Raw genomic sequence first — 7,292 nt, 5'->3', positions numbered from 1 at the left:
TAGAAGCGCATTTACAACAAAGGAATACTGAAATATCATCATAACGAAGTCCCTCCATTAGTTCTATGGCATATCACTGCTTGAGTATCCGTCCAATAATATCGTCAAAATGGCCGAAATAATCTTCAGCTTTAACCCCATCGCAGGAAGGGGCAACCTTTATTACTTTTATTCCGGTCTGGCGCGCAAGAAACCTGGGCGCTTCATCCGGAAAATATTGTTCTTGTAGTAGCAGAGCAATATGGTTATTTTTGATATTGTCAACAAGTTCAGAAAGATGTTTGCCTGTTGGAGGTATACCTGGAAGTGGCTCAACATTTCCAACGATTTTTAAGTTAAAAGCGTCCGCAAAATAAACCCAGGAAGAATGATACGTTATGATCCCCCTGGATATAAGCTCAGCTAAAGCTTTTTTCCATCCGGTCAATTTTTTTTCGGTATCTGTTTTGAACTTTTCATAGTTTTTTTCATAGAAAGCACTATTTTCGGGATCTTCCTTTTTTAGAGCTTCTAAAATATTTTTTGCGATAACTATCCCGTTTGAAGGGTTCAGCCAGTAATGCGGGTTGCCTTCAGGATGTACATCCCCCATTGAAGAATCAACTTTGGACGGTTTCTGCAATACGGATATCCCGTTAGAACAATCCACTGTTTCAAGGTGATTATTGCGTGACCCGTCAATTATCTGATCCGACCACTGGTCCAGAGAAAGCCCTACTTTAAGATAAATATCCGCCCGTGAAACTTTTATCATATACGAAGGCAGTACTTCAACGAAATGCGGGTTTGAATTACTTTTTGCGATTGAGAAGACTTCGACTTTATCCCCGCCGATATATGAAGCTATTGAACCGAGGTCCGGCAAAGCGGACGCGATTTTTACCTGTGCGGAATAAACCGATGAAATCCCTGCAACAAATAATGTTAAAAATAGAACTAATGTCTTTTTCATTTTGAACTCCTTATTATGAAGTTTCTATCCGCTAAAATTGGTGCGCCTTATGCGGCCCCATGCTGAAAAGTATCTGGAACATATAGGTATTTACCGGTTCCTCACCATCAGGAAAAAACTTCTCATACGAAAGACGGAAAAGGGTCGTTTCTTCAAGTAAGGTATAGCCGGTAAAAAGCTTGACCGATCTATCAGTCATTTCCTTGTTGGATGTTCTTTGATACTGGTTATATATAACCCCGGCATTATACCTTTGGTTAAACGCGTAATCGGTAAAAACATAGAAACCGTTCCTTCCTATTGTATTGTAATTTCCGGTAGTTGTATCAATAACCACATCACTGTTATTATAAAAATATTCGCCTTGGACAGTAAGCGTATTTTGGGTAAGAGATTTGAATTTTACTTTAAAATCTCCCCCATAAACGGAGGTTTTAGCATTCCAAAGAGTGTCATTTGTCCCCTGAGTTGCCGAGGCTCCGAATTCCGCAGGAGCATAATCGTTTATCAGAAAAGAATTTGACAATCGTCCTATCCAGGCGGAATCAGCTTTAGTATCATCCGGATGGAAAGACTTGCCGTTCAGAGTTCCCACCGTTGCATTTAAAGCCCAGCTTCCGTAAACCGGCGTAAGATAGGAAAGATCTATGCCGGTATCGTTGAAACTTTCGTCACCGGGCAGCATCTCTTTCATTACCTCGGGCGCTTCCATAAACGGATAAGCGTGAGGATGAACGGGGTTCAGTTTGCCAAAGCCGATCCTGTATTTGCCGGCTTTCACCGCCAGCCCATCAGGGAGGCCTTTAAATATGGATATAAACGCCTCTTCCGTTTCAAGGCCATGTACGGGGCATATCGCAAAAACAAATGTCCCCCTTGCATAGGGATTAAGATATGATTCAAACATTATTTCTGTCTCGCCGATATTAGTAACGGCTTTGCCGGAATTTTCCGAACTTTTGTCATCTGTTGAAATCGTATTGACCTGCCCAATTACCGAAATGTCCGGGTTGATTACGCCTGCATATATATATCTATCAATAAATAACGCCGCAATAACAAATATAAGAATCAATAAATACTTTTGCATCCTACCTCCAATACAATAAAAATGAAATATTCTTTAGGAAAATTTAAGATTTAACTACGGGTTTGTTCAGCTTAAAGGAGGACTGCGGTTAGAAATGTTTTGAAAAGCAACTTCCGGTACCGGTGAAATAACTTCGGTTATAGTGCAAAGAAGTGAAAGATTGGCAAATGATAGTACAGAATTATCAATAGATACCGCTTGCAGGCCAAGCGATGCGATGCATAACTCGCACTTATCATGCCGAACATTATCCGCATGAAAATGGATAGACGCCATCGATGAAAGCGAAAGAAAAGATACCGCGATGATTATGCTTACCAGGCGTTTCATGCTTTTAGTTTAATAAAATTTGCTTATGAAATCAACTCTTAACTGCCTTTATCTCGGCAAAACAGAAAGCAGGTGTTCGGCGGAAAGTTCCACACAGCGCACACAGGAAAGCTTTTTGGATCTCCTTATTTCACCGCATTTTACCGAGCCGGCAATTGAAGCAAATTCGCTTAACACTTGGCCGGACTTGCCCGGTAAGTACTGATCCATAATAACCTTTGCGGCAAAAATACTGCCGCATATGCCGGCAGGTGCTCTTCCCCCGCCGCAGGATTTTAGCTGTTCCAGATGTTTCGAATCCAGAGGATATTTTTCGTGAAAAGCTTCTGCCACAGCCATAGCACAGTTCAGCCTTTTGTACCCGTTCAATCCCAAAAAATGGTTTTTAGCTTTTTCTTTCATTATTTTTGCCAACGAACCAACCCCGGATGTTGGTTTGGGCCAAATTTTCACACTTTTTCAGCAAAAAACCGAGCAAGATAAAAAATCCATACATTAGTAATACTCCGGCAATCCCTGCAAATACTGTTGAAAGCTTTGACGTTCCCAGGAATGGAATAGTATATCCTGTCATAATAGATGAATGTTCTATCCCTTTACTTGCGAAACCGAGTATTTGAGATACTTTGTCCAAACCATCCGGGTTTTGCGAAGCAAAAATTGCTGCAAGGATTACGAGAACAAAAGGAAATATCAATTTCTTATTTATGGATATTCTCCCTATTAAACAATTTAAGCAATAGCACAGTAAGCACTGCCTCTGCAATACCAATTATAAAATGCACTTTCATCATAGCTATCGTTACACTGCTTAATGCGATTGTTCCGGACAAACCAACTTCTAATGAACAGGCAAAAGCTGCCAATACAACCGAGAACCAGGCAGCTATTGCGATGCTTGCTAATTCAGAGACATATTTTTTTAATAATGCATAAATATAATAGCTTACAAAAGTGCCAAATACTGCCATATTTGTAATGTTTGCGCCGAGTGCCATGAAACCGCCATCAGCAAAAAATAATGACTGCACGATCAAGACTACTGCTATGACAACTGTCCCTGCAAAAGGCCCGAGCAATACTCCCGCAAAGACTCCGCCTATAAGGTGGCCTGATGTACCGGAATTTATCGGAAAATTAAACATTTGAGCAGAAAATATCCATGCAGCGACAATGCCCATCTGATATAGCTTTTTTTCTCCTATCTTGGTTAAGATACGTTTGCCGGCCATTCCTATATTTCCTATCCCGTTGCCAACAGTAGCAAGCACCCTTTGAGGAACTACAGCCGTTACAGCCTTTAAGACCTTCCCTAAACAATAACCTAAAACCCCTACAGCTGCTCCAAGCAAACCCCCTGAAATTTTTGGATCCAAAAACCCATCTGGAATGTGCATACTTTCCTCCTATTTGTGAATTTTAAAACTCTGAGTGAAATCCAGCCGTCACCTTATTGGTATTTGAGTCAAATAACCTTGAAAACCCGGTTGCGACAAAAATACTTTCTGAAATTCTATATCTCAATCCAACCAGACCGTTTCCTGTTCCGCCTTCCTGGCCATGAACTTCTCCTGCTACCTCAAATTTCTTTATGGGAATTTCAAAGGAAGCTCCGTATGTTCCTGTCCCCTTTACAGTCTCGTCTCCGGTTGAAAGATAGCCGGCGTTCAAATTAAATATCACGGATGGAAACTCTTTGGTATAAATTGCATTTAAAAAGTAGTCTTTCCCGCCTAATTCGTTTGAAAAAGAGGCCGCAAGAATATCCCGCACCAACGAAAATTTTAATATGATTGATGCTTCACCCAACCGCTCTTCCTTTACAGGGCTTACCTGAAGAGGCACCGATAATCCGATATCCATTTTCTCTGTTATGCCATGCTTAAATGATATTCCGCATGATTGATTTAATAATTTGTTTTCATCGCGGCAATTATCATACCCTGCTTCTAGCTCATACGAATTTAGTTTTACCGTCCCCGCATCATCAGTCGCAAGAGGATAGGCTGCAAATAGCCCCAGTATTGAACTCGCCGTTACAATAAATGCACCTGCAAGTACTGCTAATCTCCTGGGACACATCATTATTTGTTTGTCCATTTATTATGAGATGAATACCAATATAATATTCGTGCTACGGCAAGGCAAAAAATATATTACTTTGAAGATGTTATCTGCAAATTTCCGTGCTTCACGCCTTTAACCGCCCTAATGAGATTAGAAAGCTCCTGCACTTTGTTGTTTTCTCCTTTTACGATTATAAGTTCGAAACAACTATGATGATCAAGATGTATGTGCTGGGAGGACAGAATTACGTCTTGATGATCATGCTGAATATCCGTAAGTTTATTCAGAAGTTCTCTTTTGTGATGGTCGTAAATTATACTGATACATCCGACAACGGTACTTGCATCCGAAGTTATCTCATTTTGCGAGATCTCGGCTCTCATCATATCTTCAAGAGCTTTAGACCTTGTTGGATAATTCTTCTGACGAATCACTTCGTCATATTTATCTAACAGTTCTTTTGGTAATGATACCCCGAAACGAACTAATCCTACCATAATTAACCTTCCCTGCATACATTTTTAATAAACGTAATATACTAATATTTCACACTCTTGTCAATAAGTTTCTGAAAAACTATTTTTTGCGCGCAGGAATAAAAAAATAAATCGTTTTGAGCGGGCGAGGGAGCCCACCTGAGCGGGAGCGAAGGGAAAGCCGAATCAAAGCAGTGCGAGGGCGCATTCGTGCCCGAAGCCTGCGAATCAACCGATCACTTCAAATATCCTTACGCTTGCAACCGTGAATCATGTTTGGTAGAATGATATCCACAGTTCGAAAAGAAACGGACTGCGGAGCCAATCTTAGAGTTTCAAACTCAGCATTTAAGAAAGAGGAGGGTTTAATACTTTCCTCTTTTTTATTTTCGCACGATTGAATTTGACTTGATTGACTAGGACTTTCGGGTGAGAAAGACTTTAAATTTATCCCAGACTGGGGATTTCGCATTATTGACGGAGCCTGCGGCTCAAACATGCGGAGCTCAACAATAATATTTTGTTTTGAATAAGAAATACCCTGAATGAATTTTTTTGCCCAAAGACTTTTCTCAAGTCCTTTTCGTCGTAGTGAGCCTGTCGAACTACTCCGCAGGCCTTTCACAAACAAGGTCAGGGTTTGTAATGCGGTTGAAACTTCATTTATTCCCCGCCCACCCAAGCAGTTCCAAACAGGCGCGTTCACGCCGTTCACACTGCCCGTTTGACCCGCTCCCCTATTTGGATTTTTTTATAAGCTCATCGAGAGTTACTTCAAGAGCACCTGCGATCTTTTGGAGGGTTTTGATAGTGGGATTATCGTTTGCGCCCGATTCAATTTTGACGAGGGTTGTGTGGGTGACATCGGCGACTTTCGCCAATTTGTCCTGAGATAAACCTTTCTTTTGCCTGATCCTTTTTATATTTTCGCTTAACATTTTAGCCCTTGACCTCTATGACAATATATTGCTATAATTCTATTGCCAGAATATATTGCACTAATTTTGTTGTTATTTTACCACTAAGGGGGCTAAAATGCAAATTAAACTAAAATGCGCAATCTACACCAGAGTGAGCACGGACAATCAGGCAGAAGTTGAGTTTAATTCCTGCGAGGCGCAGGAAGCGAAAATTAGATCGTTCGTCAACAGTCAGGAAGACATGGAAATTTACAAATCCTATGTTGACGCTGGTTTCACCGGCGCGAACATGAACCGCCCGGGCCTGACCGATATGCTGAACGACATCAGGGAAAATAAAATTAACCTCGTTATTGCCTATAAGATTGACCGATTGACCAGATCGCCAAGAGATTTTTACCAGTTAATTGAACTCTTTGAAAAATACGGAGTTAATTTTATTTCCGTAACCGAAAGGTTTGATACTTCCACCCCTTCGGGCAGGCTATTGCGGAACATCATGCTGACCTTTGCTCAGTTTGAAAGAGAGCTCACAAGCGAACGGACAAAGGACAAGCTTTATGAGCGAGCGCAAAAAGGCCTATGGAACGGCGGGCTTGTGCCGTTCGGCTACAAAAAGGAAAATAAGAAACTGATAATAAATGAAGCCGAAGCAAGGATCGTAAAAAGCATTTATGAAAGTTATCTTGAATGCCGTTCGATTTCGAAAATCTATGACGACCTGAAAAATAAAGGGATCACTTACAGGACAGGAATACCCTTTTCAAAAAGCTCCATTCAAAATATGCTGAGATACGTGGTCTATACCGGAAAGGTAAAACACGGCGACAAAGTTTTTAAGGGCATACAGGAACCGATCATTTCGGAAGAAATGTTTAACGCCGTTCAGGAAATTCACAAAAAGAAAAAGTTGAAAGCGAAACTATATAAAGATTACCCTTTGGCAGGGCTTTTAAAGTGCCGTGAGTGCGATTCATTTATGACGCCCTGCCACACGAACAAATACAAAGACGGAAAAAGAACTCGCTATTATTACTATCGCTGTACTAAAACTTTTAAGAGAGATTGGGAAAGCTGCGGAACTAGGCAGGTGAGCGCGGACAGGCTTGAAGATTATGTCTTTCAAAACCTTGAAAGAATATCCCAAGACAAGCAGTACATTGATAGTTTGATATTTAAACTTAATAGTCCACAAGCGGGCAACCGCATTGGGTTCCCTTCGACAAGCTCAGGGCAAGCTCACGATGGTTTGAATGCTACGAATAAAAGTGAGCTATCGAGCGGCTGCGCAGGACTCGAACTGCCTGGGGAGCCCCCGAAAGTTTCCCCAGAAATTTTCGGACAAACCCTGACCTTGTTTGTGAAAGGCCTGCGGAGTAGTTCGACAGGCTCACTACGACGAAAAGGACTTGAGAAAAGTCTTTGGGCAAAAAAATTCATTCAGGGTATTTCTTATT

General features: G+C 41.2%; 11 protein-coding genes. 1 reads left to right on the top strand and 10 read right to left on the bottom strand.

The window, feature by feature from the left end; translation table 11 throughout:
* Nucleotides 1–73: 73 nt before the first annotated feature.
* The 10 genes from NT145_07765 to NT145_07720 all read right to left on the bottom strand — a co-directional run bounded on the left by NT145_07765 (nucleotide 74) and on the right by NT145_07720 (nucleotide 5,853).
* Entirely contained in the window at nucleotides 74–952 is an 879-nt protein-coding gene (locus tag NT145_07765; protein ID MCX5782576.1) for a metal ABC transporter substrate-binding protein, read from the bottom strand.
* Nucleotides 953–983: 31 nt separating this feature from the next.
* Nucleotides 984–2,042, bottom strand: coding sequence for a hypothetical protein (locus tag NT145_07760; GenBank protein ID MCX5782575.1), 1,059 nt, complete (start codon nucleotides 2,040–2,042; stop codon nucleotides 984–986).
* Between the two features lie 66 nt (nucleotides 2,043–2,108).
* Nucleotides 2,109–2,372, bottom strand: coding sequence for a hypothetical protein (locus NT145_07755; protein MCX5782574.1), 264 nt, complete (start codon nucleotides 2,370–2,372; stop codon nucleotides 2,109–2,111).
* A 48-nt stretch (nucleotides 2,373–2,420) separates the two neighbouring features.
* A complete protein-coding gene (locus tag NT145_07750; protein ID MCX5782573.1) occupies nucleotides 2,421–2,774 on the bottom strand; it encodes a C-GCAxxG-C-C family protein in 354 nt (117 codons plus the stop codon).
* Nucleotides 2,758–3,069, bottom strand: coding sequence for a PDGLE domain-containing protein (locus tag NT145_07745; GenBank protein MCX5782572.1), 312 nt, complete (start codon nucleotides 3,067–3,069; stop codon nucleotides 2,758–2,760). The genes NT145_07750 and NT145_07745 overlap by 17 nt, the downstream gene beginning before the upstream one ends.
* A gap of 4 nt (nucleotides 3,070–3,073) precedes the next feature.
* On the bottom strand, nucleotides 3,074–3,769 hold the full coding sequence (locus NT145_07740) for an energy-coupling factor ABC transporter permease (GenBank protein ID MCX5782571.1): 696 nt from the start codon (nucleotides 3,767–3,769) through the stop codon (nucleotides 3,074–3,076).
* Nucleotides 3,770–3,791: 22 nt separating this feature from the next.
* Entirely contained in the window at nucleotides 3,792–4,472 is a 681-nt protein-coding gene (locus NT145_07735; GenBank protein MCX5782570.1) for a hypothetical protein, read from the bottom strand.
* Nucleotides 4,473–4,528: 56 nt separating this feature from the next.
* Complete coding sequence (gene nikR, locus NT145_07730) at nucleotides 4,529–4,936, bottom strand: nickel-responsive transcriptional regulator NikR (protein ID MCX5782569.1); 408 nt, start codon at nucleotides 4,934–4,936, stop codon at nucleotides 4,529–4,531.
* 220 nt (nucleotides 4,937–5,156) lie between these two features.
* A complete protein-coding gene (locus NT145_07725) occupies nucleotides 5,157–5,630 on the bottom strand; it encodes a hypothetical protein (protein ID MCX5782568.1) in 474 nt (157 codons plus the stop codon).
* A 22-nt stretch (nucleotides 5,631–5,652) separates the two neighbouring features.
* The gene (locus NT145_07720; protein ID MCX5782567.1) at nucleotides 5,653–5,853 is read right to left on the bottom strand and encodes a helix-turn-helix transcriptional regulator; all 201 of its coding nucleotides are present in this window, start codon (nucleotides 5,851–5,853) and stop codon (nucleotides 5,653–5,655) included.
* Between the two features lie 97 nt (nucleotides 5,854–5,950).
* Here NT145_07720 and NT145_07715 point away from each other — a divergent pair.
* The coding region (locus NT145_07715) for a recombinase family protein (protein ID MCX5782566.1) at nucleotides 5,951–7,292 on the top strand (1,342 nt) is incomplete at its 3' end.

The sequence above is a fragment of the Elusimicrobiota bacterium genome, assembly GCA_026388075.1.
Taxonomy (GTDB): domain Bacteria; phylum Elusimicrobiota; class Endomicrobiia; order Endomicrobiales; family JAPLKN01; genus JAPLKN01.
This window is presented reverse-complemented; position numbering and strand designations above follow the sequence as displayed.